This window comes from Petroclostridium sp. X23, assembly GCF_030013905.1.
GTDB lineage: Bacteria > Bacillota > Clostridia > SK-Y3 > SK-Y3 > X23.
In genome coordinates this window covers 1,716,537-1,737,892 of the sequence record NZ_CP124862.1, presented here as the reverse complement: position 1 = coordinate 1,737,892, position 21,356 = coordinate 1,716,537, and the positions used below count along the sequence as shown (strand labels likewise).

Below are 21,356 nucleotides of genomic sequence, written 5' to 3'. Positions count from 1 at the left end.
GCTGTGAAGGATTGGGATTTATAAAGAAAATACAAGTGGAATTCCCGGCCTGTATAGAGTATAATAATACTTATCTTATTAAGAATTTTACATAAGAAAATTAATGTATGAAGTGGTGATAAAGCCGTATGAGGGCAAAGTATGAAAGAAGATATATACGATATAGTTTTTACATTTTTCTATTAGTTACAGCAGTGCTCATCGTTTATAAAACAGTAGATAATATTATTGGTATTATTGATAGTATTAAGAGTCTTATAGACTACACATGGAGATTACTGCTTCCTTTTGTGATCGGTTTTGCAGCTGCGTATTTATTTAATCCATATGTCATGTGGTTGGAGAGGAATTTGTTTAAAGGCCATATATCAAATAGAATAAAAAGGATGAAAACTCGCAGATTGATCAGTATTCTTCTAGTTTATGTCATTGTGCTGGGGCTTATTACATTATGTGTTATTTATATCGCGCCCAAAGTAGTTAAAAGCGTAAGTGATGTTGTTAATAATATTCCCGAATATTATAAGCGTATGGATACATTTATTTCCGATATTTCTGAAAAATATGATTTGCTGACGGTATATGATGTGTCACAATATGCTGAACGGTACATGACTGTATTCATTGAAAAGTATAACCTGCAAAATATCGATATTGCTCTAAGCAGCGTGATGAAAGGGATCGTCAATATTACAACGGTTTTCCTTCGTTATATTCTCGGGCTAATTATCAGTTTTTACATATTGATGGAGAAAGAAGAGTTTAAGGTTCAGTTTAGAAAGTTTTTTTGCGCGATATTAAAAGTGGAGACGGTTGAATCGTTAGAAGGATTCATTATAAAGGTAAATCAAATTTTTTCAAAATTCATAATAGGCAAAGCGATTGACTCTGCTATCATAGGTGTTTTGTGTTTTATAGGTTTAATGATCTTAGATATAAAATACGCGCTTCTGATCAGCGTAATTATTGGGATTACAAATATGATACCTTATTTCGGACCTATTATAGGAGGGATTCCGGCGGTACTTATTACGCTGTTTGACAGTCCTGTAAAAGCATTATGGGTGGCTGTTTTTATCCTAATTCTACAGCAATTTGACGGAATGGTATTGGGACCTAAGATTTTGGGGGACTCAATAGGATTAAGTCCGTTTTGGATTATTTTTGCCATTATCATTGGAGGAGGTTTCTTTGGTGTTGCAGGTATGTTTTTAGGGGTGCCTGTCGTTGCAGTAATTAAATTACTATTGGTAAATTTTATTGAAAAACGTATCCGAATAAAAGAGAATGAAGGAATCTAAGGGCCCATATAAATGAAAAAATAAATATTATTGTGATTTGGAAGGATTTTTTATGGTATATATAGAATATACTAAGATAATAAGTAAGCATTGATTGAAAACAATGGGAAAGGTGGTGCTTATAAGTTGAATGTAGAGTACATTAATCCGTTTATTGAAGCAAGTCAATCCGTTTTGAAATCAGTTGCAAATATGGATATCACTTTAGGTAAATTGCACATTAAGACTTCTCCGTATGCAAGTGATACATTAGCCATTATCATAGGACTAACAGGAAAGTTAAGGGGGCAGGTTATCTTTTCTATGAGCAAAGAAATTGCCTGTCAAATCGCGTCAGCTATGATGATGGGAATGCCGGTGAATGAACTGGACGAAATTTCTAAAAGTGCTGTTACCGAGGCTACAAATATGATTTTAGGAAATACGGCGACAATATTATACAATCGAGGGATCCCTATTGATATTACTCCACCTTCTCTTTTGATAGGAGATAACATGCAGATATCTACTAATAAAATGAAAACAGTTTGTGTACCTTTGAAGCTTTCTTCAGGTGGAACAATAGACTTGGATATTGCTGTGATGGAATAGTTAACAAACAGTAAAGTATACAAATATAAAAACACCCAAGGGTGTTTTTATATTTGTATACTTTACTGAATTTGAGATATATTATACTATTAATAGTTTATAAAGGATGATTATACAATGAATTTGAATATCGTTCTTGTTGAGCCTGAAATTCCCCAAAATACAGGGAATATTGCGAGAACATGCGCTGCTATCGGTGCTAACCTTCATCTTGTTAGGCCTCTAGGATTTTCAGTAGATGACAGATACTTAAAAAGGGCAGGTCTTGATTACTGGCATCTGCTTAATGTGCAGTATTATGACAATATAGAGCAGATGCTTGATACGCATAAAGATGGAAATTTCTTTTATGCGACAACCAAAGCAATTAATATCTATAGTGATGTCCAGTATCCTGATAATAGCTTTTTAGTATTTGGAAAAGAAACTGCGGGTCTCTCCGAAGACCTGTTAAAACATAATAAGGAAAAGTGTATTCGGATTCCAATGATTGATGAAGCAAGGTCATTAAATTTGTCAAATTCAGTAGCGATTATCGCTTATGAAGCAGTAAGGCAAAGCGGGTTTGAGATGCTCAAAACCAAAGGAAGCTTAACGAAGTTTGAATGGTAGAATGGATTTTTAATAATTCTCAATTCGAACATTGGGAGGGAAAACAATGGAAAGAATAAAGGTTGTTACCGATAGTACTTCTGATATTCCTAAGGGCTTGGCGGAAGAGCTGGATATAAAGGTTGTCCCTTTAACAGTTCACTTTGGGGATAAATCGTATAAGGATTGGTATGATATTACTTCTGCGGAGTTTTTTTATAAATTAGAAAATTCCGATATTATGCCTACTACTTCTCAGGTCACTCCTATTGCTTTTGAAGAAGCATTTAATGAAGCGCTGCAAGACTATGACAGCATTATATGCATTACGCTTTCTTCTAAGGCAAGTGGAACATATCAATCTGCGGTGATAGCCCAAAACAGTTTGGAGGATGCGGATATAGAAGTCATTGATTCTATGGCATTTTCTTTTGGCTATGGCATGATTGTGATTGAAGCTGCAAAGATGGCCAAAGCGGATAGGGATAAGCAAGAAATAGTTGATTATATTCATAATAGTCTAAAAAGGTTGGAGACATATTTTATTGTGGATACGTTAGAATACCTCAAAAAAGGCGGTAGAATCAACCTAGCAACAGCGGTCATCGGAAATATTTTAAGCATTAAACCTGTATTGGGAGTCAGAGATGGGTTGGTAGTGCCTATAGATAAAGTACGTGGCAGCAAAAAAGTAATACCTAAAATGATAGAACTAATTAGAGCTAACGGTTACGATGCTTCAGATAAGATGATATGTCTTGCGCACGGCGCAATACCTGAAAAGATAGAAGAAGTAAAAGAAGCAATAGCGCGGGAGATTCATCCTAAAGGATTTATGATTACTGAGGTAGGGAGCGTAATTGGTGCACATGCCGGTCCCGGAATTGTAGGAATATTTACTATTAAAGACTAGGTGATTATGGAAAAGCAAGTGGACAAGGTTGTTGCTTGAATTGAAGACACAACTCTATCTGCTTGTTTGTTTATTGGCAGAATACTATGACTAAAATCTCTCTATATAGTATAAAATTGTAGGGGCGACCTGTGGTCGTCCTGATTTGCCGCTTACGATGTTTATATACGCATTTATTGATTTAGACATAGTGTATAAAAAAAATGAATAAAAAAACAATAATTTGGAGATGTTTAAGAAGGGCTGTTGATCAATATAAAAAAATTGTTAAAAATTTAATTATTTTCATTCAATCTCTTGAAAACTCATTTAAAATAATGTAAAATGTAGTCGGCGAGATAGCAACACTTGGTAAATAGCCAATAAGCCGCTTCAATGGCTTAACATAAATATATAAATAATTATTACATGCTGGGAGGATGATTTATTATGGCAGTAAAAGTAGGTATTAACGGTTTTGGGAGAATTGGAAGAAATGCTTTTAAAGTAATTATGGAAAAATTCTCAAATGAGATTGAAGTAGTTGCTATTAATGATTTAACGGACTCGAAAACTCTTGCACATTTGTTAAAATATGATTCATGTTTCGGAAGATTTAACGGTACCGTAGAAGTTAAAGAAGGTGCTATCGTTGTTAACGGAAAAGAAGTAAAAATTGTAGCTGAAAGAGATCCGGCTAACCTTCCTTGGGCAGAGCTTGGCGCTCAAATCGTAATCGAATCTACCGGTTTATTTACAAAGAAAGAAGCTGCTGAAAAGCATATAAAAGCCGGTGCTAAAAAAGTCGTTATTTCTGCTCCTGCTAAAGATGAAGATATTACAATTGTTATGGGTGTTAATGAAGAACAGTATGATCCTGCAAAGCATAATGTTATCTCTAATGCTTCTTGTACTACTAACTGTCTTGCACCTTTTGCAAAGGTAATTGACGCAGAATTCGGTATTGTAAAAGGCTTGATGACAACCATCCATTCTTATACAAATGACCAGAGAATTTTGGATCTTCCTCATGAAGATTTGAGAAGAGCTAGAGCTGCTGCACTTTCTATGATTCCAACAACTACCGGTGCTGCAAAGGCTGTTGCTTTAGTATTACCTCAGCTTAAAGGAAAATTCAACGGTTATGCGTTGAGAGTTCCAACTCCTACTGTTTCTATCGTTGACATGGTTATTGAAACTGAAAAGCCTGTAACAATGGAAGCTGTAAATGCAGCATTAAAATCTGCTGCTGAAGGCCCGCTGAACGGAGTACTCGGATATTCGGAAGAACCATTGGTATCCATGGATTATAAAGGTGATTCAAGATCATCTATTATTGACGGATTATCTACTATGGTAATGGGCGATAATATGGTTAAGGTTGTTTCATGGTATGACAATGAATGGGGTTATTCCAACAGAATTGTTGACCTTGTAAACTATATCGCAAGCAAAGGTATCTAAGTTGACATTGAACAATTAGTTGTTTGGAGTGTAGTATTAAGATTGGGTAAAGTTATATCATTTACATAAGGGATAGCTTTAAACTCTGATTTCGCAAATAAAAAAACAGGTCCGGTTTTGTAATGTGTTCTATTATGCATTATAGGGCCGGACTTTTTTGAAATTCCTGAACAAAAACTTAATAAGAGGTGAATCATTGTGATGAACAAAAAAACTATTGAAGATGTTGATGTGGCCGGTAAACGAGTATTAGTGAGATGTGACTTTAATGTGCCGTTGGATGAAAATAAGAATATTACTGATGAAAATCGGATTGTGGGTGCTCTGCCTACTATTAAATATCTGATTGATCAAGGTGCTAAGGTAATACTTTGTTCACATCTTGGAAGACCTAAAGGCGAATTCAATCAGAAATACAGCCTTAAACCTGTTGCAGATAGACTAGCCAAGCTATTGGATAAAAAAGTGGTAATGGCAGAGGATGTGATAGGAGATAGTGCAAAGGCTGCGGCTGCGAATATGAAAGCCGGCGATGTTGTGCTTTTGGAAAACGTTAGATTTCATAAAGAAGAAGAGAAGAATGATCCGGAATTTTCTAAAGCTCTTGCCAGTCTGGCGGATATTTTTGTAAATGATGCTTTTGGAACAGCGCATAGAGCCCATGCATCTACTGCAGGTGTTGCTGATTATCTTCCAGCAGTAGCTGGATATCTTATTCAAAAAGAAATTGAAGTCATGGGCAAAGCTTTAGCGAATCCTGCAAGACCTTTTGTTGCTATCCTTGGCGGTGCAAAGGTATCGGATAAAATAGGTGTTATAGAAAATCTTTTAGATAAGGTGGACGCATTAATTATCGGCGGAGGTATGGCTTATACCTTCTTAAAAGCAAAAGGTTATAAGATCGGTAATTCCATTTGTGAAGATGACAAGCTTGAGCTTGCCGGCAAACTTATGCAGAAGGCAGAAGAAAAAGGCGTAGATATGCTGTTGCCGGTAGGTAGTATCATTGCGGACGCATTCAAACCGGATGCCAATTCCATGTATGTACCATCCGACGCGATGCCTGACGGATGGATGGGCGTAGATATCGGTCATATCACAGTAGATAAATTTGCGAAAGTGATTAAGAAAGCAAAAACCATTATTTGGAATGGGCCGATGGGCGTATTTGAATTTCCACGTTTTGCTGAGGGAACAAAGGAAATTGCGGAGGAAGTTGCAAAAGCAGATGCAATTACTATTATTGGAGGGGGAGACTCTGCAGCGGCAGTTGAGCAATTAGGATATGCCGATAAGATGACGCATATTTCAACTGGTGGCGGGGCATCACTCGAATTTTTGGAGGGGAAAACATTGCCGGGTATAGATGTATTGAACGATAAGAATCCAAGAACAAAGATCATAGCAGGAAACTGGAAGATGAATAAAACGCCGTCTCAATCAGCAGCTTTGATTGAAGAATTAAAGCCTCTTGTAGCGAATGCTGATGCTGAAGTGGTTGTCTGCCCGCCATTTGTATGTATCCCAGCCGTAAAAGCTGCAATACAAGGGTCAAATATCGCAGTAGGTGCACAAAATATGTATTTTGAAGAAAAAGGTGCTTTTACAGGAGAAATTGCTCCCGATATGTTGGTTGATTTAGGGGTTAAATATGTTATAATCGGACATTCCGAAAGAAGGCAGTATTTTTCTGAAACCGATGAAACAGTGAATAAGAAAGTGATTACTGCTTTCAAATATGCTCTTACTCCTATCATTTGTGTAGGCGAATCCTTAGATCAAAGAGAGCAGGGTATTACCAATGATTTGGTGAGAATGCAGACTAAGATTGCTATGAAAGGCTTGACTGCTGAGCAAGCAAAGCAAGTAGTTATAGCGTACGAGCCTATCTGGGCGATTGGCACGGGTAAAACCGCTACTTCTGAGCAGGCAAATGAAGTGTGCGCTGTAATAAGGGAAACAGTAAAAGCAATATTTGGAGAAGAAGTATCCGTACATACCAGAATTCAATACGGCGGAAGTGTAAATGCCGCAAATGCGAATGAGTTGATGAACATGCCTGATATAGACGGCGGTTTGGTAGGCGGTGCAAGCTTAAAGGCTGATGACTTTAGCAAGATAGTAAAATATAACGATTAATGATGGTTCACGGTTCACAGTTAACAGTTCACGGCGTTTGATCTAAGGGATAACAGTACTATTTCTGTCTGTATAGATATAGGCAGGATGCCAGTTCTGTAAAGTTATGGTATAACAGCTTCTAAAATTTGTACGAAGTAGGTGTTTTGCCTGAACATAGGAATATCGTTAAACTAAAGGTTTAAATCTGTGAACTGTGAACCGTGAACTGTGAACTAATACAACAAGGAGATTTATATGAAAGATAAATTGCTTATGTTAGTTGTCCTTGACGGATATGGATTAAACGAGATGGAAAAGGGAAATGCTATAAAAGCAGCTAATACGCCAAATATGGATAGGTTCATGAAGGAATATCCCAATACCATTATTCACTGCAGCGGTTTGGATGTAGGGCTGCCGGAAGGCCAAATGGGAAATTCCGAAGTTGGACATACCAATATTGGTGCAGGCAGAGTTGTATATCAAGAATTAACCCGTATTACCAAGTCCATTAAGGATGAAGATTTTTATAATAATGAAGTGTTGTTAAAAGCTATTGACAATTGTAAAAAACATGGTTCGAAGCTTCACTTATTCGGATTGCTTTCTGATGGTGGCGTACATAGCCACAATACGCATTTATATGCACTGTTGGAACTTGCCAAAAGAGAGGGTTTGGAAGAGGTGTACGTACATTGTTTTCTTGACGGAAGAGATGTACCGCCAAATTCAGGGAGAGGTTTTGTGCAGCAGCTTGTTGAAAAATTGAGAGGTATCGGCGTAGGTCAAGTTGCAACTGTGATGGGCAGATACTATTCAATGGACCGTGACAATAGATGGGAAAGAGTACAAAAGGCTTACGATGCAATGGTATTGGGTGAAGGCCCAACTTGTGAATCGGCAGTAACGGCAGTTGAAAAATCTTATAATGAAGAAGTTATGGACGAGTTTGTAATCCCTACAGTTATCACCAAAGATGGAAAGTCTACAGCGCTTGTTGAAGAGAATGATTCAGTTATTTTCTTTAACTTCCGTCCGGATAGAGCAAGAGAGATTACACGTACTTTTGTAGATCCGGATTTCAAAGGATTTGAGAGAAAAAAAGGGTATTTACCTCTTTATTTTGTATGTATGACTCAGTATGATGCTGAAATGCCTAATGTTTCGGTAGCGTTTAAGCCTCAGGAATTAACCAATACTTTTGGTCAATACATCAGTGAAAAAGGATTCAGGCAGTTAAGGATTGCAGAAACTGAGAAGTATGCCCATGTTACATTCTTCTTTAATGGTGGGGTTGAAGCGGTATACAAAGGTGAAGATAGAGCGCTGATTCCGTCACCTAAGGTCGCTACTTATGATTTGCAGCCTGAAATGAGTGCGTATGAAGTGACTGAGGAAGTATTAAAACGCATTAATTCTAAAGAATATGATGTGATCATATTGAACTATGCAAACTGCGATATGGTTGGGCATACCGGTATATTTGACGCTGCTGTAAAAGCTGTTGAAACGGTAGATGAGTGTATAGCTAAAGTGGTAGAAGCTGTTCAAGCCCAGAATGGAGTTGTTTTGATAACAGCAGACCACGGAAATTCGGACCAAATGATTGATTATGAAACAGACGGTCCATTCACTGCACATACTACCAATGTTGTACCGCTCATCATGATTGGCAAGGAAGGCAAACTTGCAAAAGGCAGATTGGCAGACATCGCTCCAACCATGCTGGATATTATGGAATTGGAAAAGCCGGATGAAATGACCGGAGAAAGCCTTATTAGTGAATAATGAATAGTGAATAATGAATAGTGAATAATGAATAGTGAATAATGAATAGTGAATAATGAATATATAAATAACACTAAATACATTACAGTCAGGCGTAGAAGAAAAAATGTGACATGGGGACGGTTTTCATGTCACAACGATTTTGGGTGACAGGAGAACCGTCCCCGTGTTACATTTTTGAACAAGTATGTAATATACTTAGTGTGACGTATATAATAAGTAGAGATTTTTATTTACTTAATGTATATTTAACATTCACAGTTTATTATAGTATACAAATCAATAATTATATGGTAATATTTTTAATGCGAATAAGTGGTGGTTGTTAGGTAGATGGAATTTAAGTGCTGGGTAATTTGTTTCCGGTAATAGTCTTTCCTCGCACCACTTTAAATACATATTACGAAAGGAGAAAATTTAAATGAAACAGTATATTGAAATTCAAGATGTTTTTGCAAGGGAAATTATCGATTCCAGAGGGAATCCTACAGTTGAAGTTGAAGTAGTAGTAGAAGGAGGTTATGTTGGAAGAGCAGCGGTACCGTCCGGTGCATCCACAGGTGCTTTCGAAGCAGTGGAATTAAGAGATGGTGACAAGGATAGATACCTTGGAAGAGGCGTACAGAAAGCAGTAGAAAATGTAAACAATGAGATTGCAGAAGCTGTCATCGGTATGAATGTATTAGATCAGGTTGCTATTGACAAAACAATGATCTCTCTTGATGGTACTCCAAATAAAGGAAAATTAGGTGCCAATGCAATATTAGGGGTATCCCTTGCTTGTGCAAAAGCAGCTGCTGAAGCTCTTGGAGTAAGCCTCTATCAATATATCGGTGGTGTAAACGCAAAAACTCTACCGGTTCCAATGATGAACATCATCAACGGTGGTAAGCATGCGGACAACAGCGTAAACATCCAAGAATTCATGATTATGCCTGTTGGTGCTGCTTCTTTCAAATCAGCACTGCAAATGTGTGCGGAAGTATTCCACAACTTGAAAAAAGTATTAAGTTCAAAAGGTTACAGCACAGCAGTTGGTGATGAAGGCGGATTCGCTCCTAACTTAAAGAGTGATGAAGAAGCTATTCAAGTCATCATAGAAGCTGTAGAAAAAGCTGGTTACAAGCCAGGAGACGATTTCAGAATCGCAATCGACGCTGCTTCTACCGAAATGTACGAAGAAGCAAAAGCAAAAGGACAAGAAGGAAGCTATTATTTCTGGAAGTCCGATATCATGAAGTCCAAACAGGAAATGATTGATTACTGGGCTGACTTGGCATCAAAATACCCAATTATTTCTCTTGAAGATGGTGTAGCTGAAGAAGATTGGGAAGGTTGGAAGATGCTTACTGAAGCACTTGGAGACAAGATGCAGTTGGTTGGAGACGATCTCTTTGTTACAAACACTGAAAGACTTGAAAGAGGTATTAAAATGGGCGTTGGTAATTCCATCCTCATCAAGGTTAATCAGATCGGTACTCTAACTGAAACACTTGAAGCTATTGAAATGGCAAATAGAGCTGGATACACTGCTGTTACTTCCCATAGATCCGGGGAAACAGAAGATGCAACTATTGCTGATATCGCAGTAGCTACTAATTCAGGACAAATCAAGACCGGAGCTCCTTCAAGAACTGACCGTGTTGCAAAATACAACCAGTTACTAAGAATTGAAGAAGAATTGGACGATGTTGCACAATATCCTGGATTAAAAGCTTGGTTCAACTTAAAGAATGTATAATAGATAGTGTTTAGCGGGGAGTGGGGTGTAGGGAGTAAAAATATTCCTAAACCTTGCTCTCTTTTTATATTAAGAACTTTAAAAATATGTCTATGTATTTTCTATTGTAGGGGTGGACGACCCTGTCCGCCCCTACAAGAACTTGGTGATATAAGTTGAAAATTATAATTCTAAACTTGGCTATTTATATTACAGTAAATATCAAAAAATGATTGTACAAGTTATAGGAATGTGATAAAATAAATCTGTTAACGATTCGGGAGGTGTAAGGATGGCTATATTTATAACAATTATACATATAATTGTTGCTGTTGCTTTAATTGCTATTGTTTTATTGCAGTCAGGAAAAAGTGCAGGTTTATCCGGTTCTATTGCAGGCGGTGCAGAAACCTTCTTCGGAAAGAATAAAGGAAGAACAATAGATTCCATGTTAAGTAAGTGGACATCGATAGCTGCGATTGTATTTATTTTAACATCACTGGTTCTGGCACTACTTCAATAATTGTATGAATCAAAACATCCTGTTAAGGATGTTTTTGTTTTTTATACGAGACTGTGATAAAGTGGAATTAAGCACATAGAGAAAATTGAACTTGGGCGGCGCCTGTCCGAAACCATTGAAAAAGTTCGGTTTAGCACGTAGAAGGAGTGAAGGATGGGGACGGAGCTACTGCTGCACCTGGTTTTGGTGAAGCTGAAGCTCCGTCCCCGTGCTTTGCGACTGACCAATTAAGCACTTTTTCACATGCCCTATAGTTTTAAAATTAACAGTTCAAGGTTCATAGTTTTCAATGTTACAGGCCTATGAACTGTTTTTTTATAGAAATAATGGGTAGAATAATACTATATAATAAACTCAGTATATTACATTTGGTGAATAGCATCATATATTCTATACTCTGAACTTTAATAAAGGACGTGATTTGACATGACACAAAAGGAAAAAATATTGGCCTTCATGAGAGAAGATGCTTATAAGCCTCTTTTAATTGAAGAATTAGTTTCTGTTTTAGATATTCCAAGAGAAGAAATGGGTGATTTTCTCAGCATTATGGATGATCTTGAAGCAGAAGGTTGTATTATTAAGACGAAGAAGAAAAAATATGGAGCTACTGAACGTATGGGCCTGATCGTCGGACGTTTCCAAGGCAATGAAAGAGGATTCGGGTTTGTCATACCTGACGACGATACAATAGCGGACCTATTTGTACCTCTAGAGGAAGCGAATGGTGCCATGCATAATGATAGGGTAATCGCGAGATATACCCGTGCCATTATTGAAGGAAAAAGAGCAGAGGGCGAAATCATACGGATATTAAAAAGAGCCAACGAGACCATTGTAGGGACTTTTGAAAACAGCAAATACTTTGGTTTTGTTGTAGCGGACGACAAAAAAATATCGCAGGATGTTTTCATACCAAAGGATGAGTTTAACGGTGCCAAGGCTGGTCAAAAAGTAATTGTGAAAGTTACGCGATGGCCGGAAGCAAGACGAAATCCCGAGGGGAAGATTATTGAAATACTAGGTCACAAAGATGATCCCGGGACAGATATTTTATCAGTCATCAAGCAGTTTAATTTAAGCGAAGAATTTCCCGACGATGTAATAAGGCAGGCTGAAGGTGTGTCGGATACGGTCCAAGAGGCTGAGATTCCAAAGCGCCGGGATTTGAGGCATTTAAAAATAGTTACCATAGATGGAGAAGATGCAAAGGATTTAGATGATGCTGTGTCGATAGAAAAGTTGGATAATGGAAATTATAAGCTGGGAGTACATATTGCCGATGTCAGTCATTATGTAACAGAAAACAGCCCGTTAGATAAAGAAGCATTTAAAAGAGCAACCAGTGTATATCTGGTGGATCGGGTTATTCCTATGCTGCCTAAAAAACTTTCCAACGGCATATGCAGTCTTAATCCCCAGATAGAAAGACTTACGCTGTCGGTATTTATGCAAATTGATAGCACAGGAAGAGTCGTAGATTATGAAATATTTGATAGCGTAATCAAGACAAAAGAGAGAATGACATATTCCAATGTAACCAAAATTCTTGAGGATGAAGATCCGGATTTACTGGAAAGATATAAGGATTTAATTGATGAGTTTAAGTTAATGAAAGAATTGGCACTCATTTTAAGACAGAAAAGAATCGACAGGGGAAGTATAGATTTTGATTTTCCTGAAGCGAAGATCATATTAAATGAAATGGGAAAGCCGGTCGAAATAAAAAAGTATGAAATTACGATCTCAAATAAAATCATTGAAGAATTTATGCTGGTGTGTAATGAAACCGTTGCAGAGAATATGTTCTGGGCAAACAGTCCTTTTGTATACAGGGTTCATGAGGACCCGGACCCGGAGAAGATAGAAAACTTCAATACCTTATTATATAATTTGGGATATCATTTAAAAGGTATCGCAAAGCTGCATCCTAAGACATTGCAGCAATTGCTGGGTAAGATTAAAGGAAAAAAAGAAGAAAGAATCATTAGTACCATCATGCTGCGTTCGTTGATGAAAGCGAAATACTCCCATGAAAATTTGGGGCACTTCGGACTGGCAGCCAAGTATTATTGTCACTTCACTTCGCCCATTAGAAGATATCCTGACCTTGTGATTCATAGAATCATTAAGGAGAGCATACGAAAAGGAATTCAACCTGACAGAGAAAAGTATCTCAAAACCTTTGTCCAGGAAGCGGCTAAGCAGTCCTCCGAGCGGGAAATCGCGGCGCAAGAAGCGGAACGGGAAACAGAGGACTTGAAAAAAGCAGAATATATGAAAGATCAGGTGGGGGAAGAATTTGAAGGTGTTATTTCCAGTGTGACATCATTCGGGATGTTTGTTGAATTGGATAATACTATTGAAGGCCTTGTACGTGTAAGCAGCCTGGAAGATGATTACTATATATATGATGATAAGCACTACAGCTTGATAGGAGAAAATAAGAAAAAAGTTTATAAAATTGGCGATATGCTGAAAGTGAAATTAGTACGAGCTGATGTAGCCACCCGGCAAATCGATTTTATTGTGATTGATGATGAGAACGGGACTACAGAGGATGATACTCAGAATTTTATAACCGATACAACTGTAGAAAAAAACAAACCGGCAAAAGGAAGGACTAAAAAACCTAATAAGCCTAATAAAATAAAAGATAAGGCAAAAGCTAAAAAAAGAAGACGCAAGTAGTAAAGAAAAAAGATGAAGCTGGACAAGTTAAAATAATCCAACTTCATCTTTTTTCTTTAGACTGATTGACAATATAGAGTATCTGTTATATTATAAATATAACAGATACTCTATATATAATAATGAGGTGAAAAGGTGTTAATAAGTTTGGATTTACAAGCGGATATACCAATTTATGTACAACTAAGAGCACAAATTATTGAAGGTATAGCTACTGGGCAGCTGAAGCCCGGTGATGCATTGCCTTCAGTCAGACAGCTTGCAGAAGACATTGGAATTAATATGCATACGGTAAATAAAACATATAATATTTTAAAGCAGGATGGTTTCTTACTGGTACACAGACAAAAAGGAGTAGTAGTAAATCCTGATATGCTGCCTAGGGTTACAAAGGAATATGTCCAGCAGATTCATAATGATCTGAGACCTATGATTGTTGAAGCATATTGCAGGGGAATGACTAAAAAAGAGTTTACCCAGATGTGTAAAGATATCTTTGAAGATTTAAAGAAGGGAGAAGCTAAATCATGAGAGTATTTATGATTATAATAACATTTATCATTTGTTATATTCCGTTGTTATTGATTTTTGGGATAACCCCTTATATTACGCGCAAAACAGAAGGTTTTGGCGTAAGCATACCTGAACATATCTATCATGATGCTCAAGTAAAAAAGATCAGGGATAATTATAGGAATAGTGTTGTATTGTACGGAGGTCTTATAGCGATAGCAATACTCTTAGCAGTACTTAACATGAATAGTACGGTAAGTGCAATTGTTCTTCCGGCAGGAGTGTTTGTTGAAATCGGACTGATGTTTATCTTTTATGTTAGAGGGCATAAAAAGATGAAAGCATTGAAAGAGAAAAACATGTGGATAGAAAGTAAATTACAAAGGGTAGTGATTGATACAGAATTCCGGAAGAAAAAGGTACGTGTATCACCATGGTGGTTTTTATTGCATTTGATTACAATAGCGGCCACTATGGCAATAGGTTTGTATCTGTACGATATTATGCCGGATAAAGTTCCTATGAATTACAGTTTGAGTGGTGAAGTAACAAGATGGGCTGAAAAGTCATATAAGCTTCTTCTTTTTGCACCATTCATGCAAATATTTATTACCGGTTTAATGATGTTTATATATTGGACCATAGGAAAGGCAAAGCAGCAAGTAGACGCGGCACACCCGCAAAGATCTATCGAGCAGAATAGAATATTTCGCTACAGATGGTCTGCTTTTTTAGTTTTTATGGGATTTGCAATGGTAGTGCTTTTTGGTTTTACTCAACTATCTATGCTGGGAGTCGTAAGAAACATTTGGATCATTACGATGGTGCCTATGGTGATGGTACTGGGTATCGTTATTTCTGCGATTGTGCTATCCATTACAACCGGTCAAGGCGGCAGCAGGGTGAATGTGAAAAAGGATGAATCCAATGGAGCTGTTAACAGGGATGATGATAAATATTGGAAATTTGGTATGTTTTATTACAATCCTGATGACCCTGCTGTCTTTGTTGAGAAAAGATTTGGTGTAGGATGGACAAATAACTTTGCCAGACCCATGTCGTGGGTGATGATTGCAGCTTTTGTGGTAATAATAATATTAATCACTTATGTATCAAAATTTTTATCTATATAAGTTGAATTAAATAATTGGATATTGCAAGTCAACGGAACGCCACGGGGGGCGTTCCCTACGAATTGTAAATCATGTATGAATAGAATTTGGTGTTCTATGTAGGGAACGGCCCCTGTGCCGTTCCGACTCAAATGTTTAATTCAACTTATATAAGTGATATTTAGTGAGGAGTGGGGAGCAGATAGTGATGAGATTCTTTCCTCTCCACTATTGAATTATAAATATTAAAAACGGAGCCGCGCTCATGGCGCAGCGATAATAAGGAGGATTCAAGATGATATTAGTAAATACGGATTTTATTACAGGCAAAGAGCTTGAGACCCTTTCATTGGTGAGAGGTGCTACAATTCAATCAAAGCACTTAGGAAAAGATATTATGTCCGGTTTAAAGACGTTGGTAGGAGGAGAACTCAAATCTTACGCGGAAATGTTGAATGAAGCAAGGGCAATTGCCACAAAACGGATGATAGAAGAAGCCGAAAAGCTTGGAGCCGATGGGATTATCAATATCAGATATTCGTCAAGTTCTGTCATGCAGGGTGCTGCGGAAATACTTGTTTATGGAACAGCGGTAAAGTTTAAGAAATAACGATTAGCAAATGATGCGTTTTTTTACACAAACTTAACAAAAAAAGACATAAATTGTGCTATAATTTTCAAAATAATATATATAACCATACATCGGGGGATTTTACATGAGCAAAAAAAGGAAAGATGAAATTATCGCAGGAATTGATGTCGGGTCTCATGCTTTAAGGATGAAAGTTGCGGAAGTGGAAGAAGGGAAAAGAATAAGGCTGCTGGAAGTACTACGGCAGCCTATTTCACTTGGAAAAGATACTTTTGCCATGGGAAAGGTCAGCTTTGAGACTGTTGATGAGACATGTGAAATATTAAAAGGATTTAAACGATTGATGAGCGATTATCATATTAAGACATATAGAGCTGTTGCAACCAGTGCAATTCGAGAAGCTAAAAACAGAGATTATATTATTGATCAGATTAAATTAAAAACAGGACTAAATATGGATGTAATTAGTAATTCGGAGGAGAGATTCTTAACCTATAAGTCCATTGATGAGAAAATACCTAACTATCAGAAAATCAAAGATGAAGGTGCTATGATTTTAGATATCGGTTCCGGTAGTATTCAAGTTTCTATTTACAGTGAGGGAAGTCTTGTATTCAGTCAAAACATTAAGTTAGGATCATTAAGGATACGGGAAGTCTTATCAAGTATTGAGGGAAGAACATTGAATTTTCCTAGGATTCTTGAGGAATACATTGCCAGTAATATTGACCGGCTAAAAATATTTCAATCGCAGGATACATACAAGCATTTTATAGCTTTAGGAGGTGAAATAAAGACCATCAGTAAACTTTGCAACCATGGAGGCAAACATCATTCTCTAGCATCTATTAGAAAAGAAGATTTTGAAAGTGTATATAAAAAGTTGATGTATAAGTCCACCCATTCTATTACAAAAGAATATGGGATAAGCTTTGAGAGAGCGGATATTTTGCTGCCGTCTATGATGCTTTTTAAAAAATTTATGGATATGACTGCGGCAAAAGGGATACATGTTCCTTTGGTTTCTTTATCTGATGGTATTATATCGGATATTACAGACAAATGTTTTAATACAAACCGAAAAAAAGTTTTTGAGCAGGATATCATCTCTTCTGCAAGATTCATATCTAAAAGGTATCGCTATGACCAGGCCCATGCAGAGGATGTAGAAGTGAAAGCACTATTTCTTTTTGATGAACTGAGCAAGCTGCACGGGCTGGGACATGAGGAAAGATTATTGCTGCAGTTGGCGGCGATTTTACATGACACGGGTAAATTTATCGATATGAATCAACATTATATTCATTCCTATGAGATTATCATGGCTTCTGATTTGATCGGGATTTCAAAGGAAAGTCTTACAGTCATCGCCAATGTGGCAAGATATCACAGCAGAGTAGTCCCTCACTATACCCATGAGAACTATCAAAAGCTGGATGAAAAAACCAGGATTATCGTTGCCAAGCTGGTTGCAATCATCAGATTGGCGGATGCACTGGATAGAAGCCATAAGCAGAAATTAAAAGATATGAAGGTTCAGCTTGAAGAAAAACGGGTAATTATACGAGTAGATGCAGTTGAAGATGCGCTATTGGAAGAATGGACTTTTGAAACAAAAGCGGAATTTTTCCAAGAAGTTTTCGGTGTCACACCTATACTAAAAGTGAAAAGGAAGATCAGTCATGAATGAGATAGATTTTAGCAAATCCGAATTTTTTATCAATAGGGAACTAAGCTGGCTGGAGTTTAATGAAAGGGTTTTAGAAGAAGCAAAAGACAGGAATAATCCTTTATTTGAACGAATAAAGTTTTTGGCTATTGTCAATTCAAACATGGATGAATTCTTCATGATCAGGGTAGCATCGTTGAAAGATCAGGTGAATGCAGGTTTTAATAAGCCAGACCCAGCTGGATATACGCCTAAAGAGCAATTAAAAAGAATATCGCTTCGTACGCATAAGATGGTGGATGATATATACAATACTTTTAATAGGTCCATTCTTCCACGGCTGAAGAGAAGCGGCATACGGATGGTGTATCGGGATCATCTGACGGCAGAGCAGAAATGTTATTTGGAGGAATACTTTACGAATGAGATATACCCGGTATTAACGCCAATGGCAGTTGATTCCAGCAGGCCGTTCCCTCTTATTCTAAATAAGAGTGTGAATCTGGCAGTTCTGATCCAAGATAAGGAATGTGAAAAGGAATATATATTTGCAACGGTACAAGTGCCGGCGGTACTTCCCCGGATGGTGGAGCTCCCTGGCACTACTGATGATAAGAAAGTATTTATTTTATTAGAGGAAGTCATCAGTATTTATATTCATCGTTTATTTTCCGGGCATCGTGTGGTTTGCGATTATCCATATAGAATTACAAGAAATGCGGATTTAAGCATAGAAGAAGACGAAGCGGAAGACTTATTGATGGAAATTGAAAAATCATTAAAAAAGAGGAAATGGGGAGCAGCTATCAGACTGGAAGTAAGTCATGATATGGATGACAGATTAGTGGCGATTCTAACAGAGGCTCTTGAGATACACCGCGGGGATATTTATTACATCAATGGACCGTTGGATTTAGCATTTATCATGAAGATGTATTCCCTTGAAGGTTTTGAACAGTTTAAATATCCTTCCCATCAGCCGCAGATACCAAAAGATTTGTTGGGGCAAGAAGATATCTTTAGTGTCATTGCAAACCAGGATATTTTTCTTCATCATCCTTATGAATCTTTTGACTCTGTGGTAGGATTTATTCAAAAGGCAGCTCAAGACCCTAAAGTACTTGCCATTAAACAGACGTTATACAGAGTGAGCGGAGACTCTCCTATCGTAAAAGCTTTAGCAGAAGCGGCTGAAAGAGGAAAACAGGTAACGGTATTGGTAGAAGTAAAAGCAAGATTTGATGAAGAGAATAATATTCAATGGGCGAAGAGATTGGAACAAGCAGGCTGCCATGTCATTTACGGGTTAGTGGGCTTAAAAACGCACAGTAAAATAGCACTTGTTGTTAGGAAAGAAGAAGACGGCATCAAAAGATATGTACATCTTGGTACTGGAAATTACAATGATGTGACAGCGAGGTTTTACACTGATTCAGGAATGTTTACCAGCAATGAATATTATGGTGCCGATGCTTCAGCTGTTTTTAATATGTTATCCGGATATTCTGAGCCTCCCGAATGGTATAAGCTGGAGGTCGCACCATTGGGGCTGAGGAATAAATTTATGGATCTCATTGAAAATGAAACAAACCATGCTTTAGCCGGCAGAAAAGCACGAATCATCGCAAAAATGAACTCATTGGTGGACCCTGAAATTATTATGGCATTGTACAAGGCTTCAGCCGCCGGCGTAAAAATCGACTTGATCATAAGAGGCATTTGCTGCCTCAAGCCAGGTTTGGAGTCAGTGAGCAGAAATATTACAGTACGCAGCATTGTAGGAAGATTTTTGGAGCACAGCCGGATTTATTATTTTTATAACGACGGAAGAGAAGATATATTTCTTTCCAGTGCCGACTGGATGCCAAGAAACCTTGATAGAAGGGTTGAACTTCTATTCCCGCTGGAAGACACAAGGATAAAAGATAGAGTGATTGACATTCTAAATATATCCTTATCCGACAATGCAAAAGCTCGGATACTGTATTCGGACGGAAAATATAAAAAGGTGGATAAAAGAGGGAAGAAGCTTCTTAACTCACAAGAATTATTCTGCAGCCTTGCCTTGGAAGAGGTAAAGCGGTATAATAAAGAACAGACAAAATCAGTTTTTGAGCCAATTACTTCAGAGGATGAATTATATACAAAGGTGGAATAAAATTGAGTAAGAAGTTTGCAATTATTGATTTGGGTTCAAACTCTATTCGTATGATTATTATGAAAATATTTGATGACGGTTCATACAAAATGATTGACCAGGCAAAAGAAATGGTAAGATTAAGCGAAGGCATGGGAGAAGAAAGTACGCTAAAGCCAATGGCCATTAAGCGGACAATCAGTGCATTAAAGCTTTTTAAGAAGCTTATTGAAGTACATCATGTTGATGAAACATTTACCATTGCAACCGCTGCGGTGCGGAAAGCTGCCAACCAACTTTTTTTCCTGGATAAGGTAAAGTATGAGACAGGCTTTGAGTTTGAAGTGATCCCCGGTGAGCAGGAAGGGTACTACGATTATCTAGGCGTCATCAATACTATAAATATCGATGATTGCATTATCATCGATACCGGTGGAGCCAGTACCGAATTGGTACGTATTGAAAACCGCAGGATGAAAGATGTCATAAGCCTGCCCTTTGGAGCAGTTGTACTGACCGAGCAATTTTCAACGCAAGATGTTATAACCGCTGATATTCTTCAGAAACTTGAAGAATTTATGCGTGAACAGTATGCTGCCGTTGACTGGCTGCACCAGATGCAGGGCATTCCGGTGGTAGGACTGGGAGGATCTATCAGAACACTGGCTAAAATTGATAAGAAAAAGATTAAATTCCCTTTAGACAGTTTGCATAATTATAGAATGACGATAGGTGATGTATTGGCCGCATATGACCGAGTGACCAAAGTGAAGCTTGAGGATAGGAAGAGTATCCCGGGTGTCGGAAAGGATCGGGCAGATATTATCGCGGCAGGACTTGTTCCGGTAAAAGTGCTAATGGAGTATCTTAAATCGGAACGTCTAATCATCAGTGGCAATGGCTTGAGGGAAGGGGTATTTTATAAAAATTATCTCATAGCTTGCAGCAAGGATGATGAGATTGTTGATGATGTACTGATTCACAGTATTAATAATATTTTAGATAATTATGATGTTAATACCACCCACGGAAAGCATGTGCTGAAGCTGGCGCTATCTCTTTTTGACCAGTTAAAGGAACTGCACGGTATGGGAGAGAAAGAGAGAATGCTCTTATGCGCCGGTGCACTGCTGCATGATGTGGGGATGTATGTGGACTATTATAATCATCATAAACATGGTTTTTATTTGGTACTCAATTCACGTATCAACGGTCTCACAAACAGAGAATTGGTCATGTGTGCATTTATAGTGGCCATGCATGAAAATGAAGAATTTAAGCAGGATTGGAAAGAATATAATGCAGTGATAGATAAGAATGATTACGAAACCATTAAGAAACTGGCGCTGATTACTAGGATAGCGGAAAAGCTGGATAGGGACGAATACGGAAGTGTTGAAGATATTATCTGTTATATAACGGAGGACAGCATTCAAATGATGCTCAAATCCAGCAGCACACCTGAGCTGGAAATTGCAGCAGCGATGAAAAGTGATAAAACTTTCGTAAAGCTGTTTGGTAAAAAATTATATATCGTGTAAAAGCCGGATTTATTCCGGCTTTGTTTTTGTCAATCATACGAATATCGTAGGGGCAGGCCTTGTGTCTGCCCTAATGTAGGTAACAATGTATTCTCGGGCAGACACAAGGC

16 protein-coding genes are annotated in these 21,356 nt (G+C 37.6%); all 16 read left to right on the top strand.

Going from position 1 to position 21,356, the window contains the following annotated elements; translation table 11 throughout:
- The first annotated feature begins 128 nt into the window (after window positions 1–128).
- The 16 genes from QKW49_RS08490 (at window position 129) to ppx (ending at window position 21,246) form a co-directional block, all read left to right on the top strand.
- A complete protein-coding gene (locus QKW49_RS08490) occupies window positions 129–1,301 on the top strand; it encodes an AI-2E family transporter (RefSeq protein WP_282867120.1) in 1,173 nt (390 codons plus the stop codon).
- A 126-nt stretch (window positions 1,302–1,427) separates the two neighbouring features.
- Complete coding sequence (locus QKW49_RS08485; protein ID WP_282867119.1) at window positions 1,428–1,892, top strand: chemotaxis protein CheX; 465 nt, start codon at window positions 1,428–1,430, stop codon at window positions 1,890–1,892.
- Between the two features lie 117 nt (window positions 1,893–2,009).
- Window positions 2,010–2,504, top strand: coding sequence for a tRNA (uridine(34)/cytosine(34)/5-carboxymethylaminomethyluridine(34)-2'-O)-methyltransferase TrmL (trmL, locus tag QKW49_RS08480; RefSeq protein ID WP_282867117.1), 495 nt, complete (start codon window positions 2,010–2,012; stop codon window positions 2,502–2,504).
- Window positions 2,505–2,550: 46 nt separating this feature from the next.
- Window positions 2,551–3,396 (top strand): DegV family protein, encoded by an 846-nt coding sequence (locus QKW49_RS08475; protein WP_282867115.1) that lies wholly within the window; start codon window positions 2,551–2,553, stop codon window positions 3,394–3,396.
- A 429-nt stretch (window positions 3,397–3,825) separates the two neighbouring features.
- Window positions 3,826–4,839, top strand: a complete 1,014-nt coding sequence (gene gap / locus QKW49_RS08470) for a type I glyceraldehyde-3-phosphate dehydrogenase (RefSeq protein ID WP_282867114.1) — start codon at window positions 3,826–3,828, stop codon at window positions 4,837–4,839.
- A 192-nt stretch (window positions 4,840–5,031) separates the two neighbouring features.
- Complete coding sequence (tpiA, locus tag QKW49_RS08465) at window positions 5,032–6,978, top strand: triose-phosphate isomerase (protein WP_282868095.1); 1,947 nt, start codon at window positions 5,032–5,034, stop codon at window positions 6,976–6,978.
- Between the two features lie 237 nt (window positions 6,979–7,215).
- Window positions 7,216–8,748 (top strand): 2,3-bisphosphoglycerate-independent phosphoglycerate mutase, encoded by a 1,533-nt coding sequence (gene gpmI / locus QKW49_RS08460; RefSeq protein WP_282867113.1) that lies wholly within the window; start codon window positions 7,216–7,218, stop codon window positions 8,746–8,748.
- A 421-nt stretch (window positions 8,749–9,169) separates the two neighbouring features.
- The gene (gene eno / locus QKW49_RS08455; protein WP_282867112.1) at window positions 9,170–10,489 is read left to right on the top strand and encodes a phosphopyruvate hydratase; all 1,320 of its coding nucleotides are present in this window, start codon (window positions 9,170–9,172) and stop codon (window positions 10,487–10,489) included.
- 271 nt (window positions 10,490–10,760) lie between these two features.
- Window positions 10,761–10,991: a preprotein translocase subunit SecG gene (gene secG, locus QKW49_RS08450; protein WP_282867111.1), complete on the top strand. Its 231-nt coding sequence runs from the start codon at window positions 10,761–10,763 to the stop codon at window positions 10,989–10,991.
- Window positions 10,992–11,417: 426 nt separating this feature from the next.
- Window positions 11,418–13,682, top strand: coding sequence for a ribonuclease R (gene rnr, locus QKW49_RS08445; protein ID WP_282867110.1), 2,265 nt, complete (start codon window positions 11,418–11,420; stop codon window positions 13,680–13,682).
- 135 nt (window positions 13,683–13,817) lie between these two features.
- Window positions 13,818–14,213 (top strand): GntR family transcriptional regulator, encoded by a 396-nt coding sequence (locus QKW49_RS08440; RefSeq protein WP_282867109.1) that lies wholly within the window; start codon window positions 13,818–13,820, stop codon window positions 14,211–14,213.
- Window positions 14,210–15,328, top strand: coding sequence for a DUF5808 domain-containing protein (locus tag QKW49_RS08435; RefSeq protein ID WP_282867108.1), 1,119 nt, complete (start codon window positions 14,210–14,212; stop codon window positions 15,326–15,328). Before QKW49_RS08440 ends, QKW49_RS08435 begins: the two co-directional genes overlap by 4 nt.
- Before the next feature lie 274 nt (window positions 15,329–15,602).
- Window positions 15,603–15,917, top strand: coding sequence for a YbjQ family protein (locus tag QKW49_RS08430; RefSeq protein ID WP_282867107.1), 315 nt, complete (start codon window positions 15,603–15,605; stop codon window positions 15,915–15,917).
- Between the two features lie 106 nt (window positions 15,918–16,023).
- A complete protein-coding gene (locus QKW49_RS08425) occupies window positions 16,024–17,589 on the top strand; it encodes an HD domain-containing protein (RefSeq protein ID WP_282867106.1) in 1,566 nt (521 codons plus the stop codon).
- On the top strand, window positions 17,582–19,726 hold the full coding sequence (locus tag QKW49_RS08420; protein WP_282867105.1) for an RNA degradosome polyphosphate kinase: 2,145 nt from the start codon (window positions 17,582–17,584) through the stop codon (window positions 19,724–19,726). The genes QKW49_RS08425 and QKW49_RS08420 overlap by 8 nt, the downstream gene beginning before the upstream one ends.
- Window positions 19,727–19,728: 2 nt before the next feature.
- Window positions 19,729–21,246 carry an exopolyphosphatase gene (gene ppx / locus QKW49_RS08415; RefSeq protein WP_282867104.1) on the top strand — a complete coding sequence of 506 codons (1,518 nt, stop codon included), beginning with the start codon at window positions 19,729–19,731 and terminating at the stop codon, window positions 21,244–21,246.
- Window positions 21,247–21,356 lie beyond the last annotated feature (110 nt).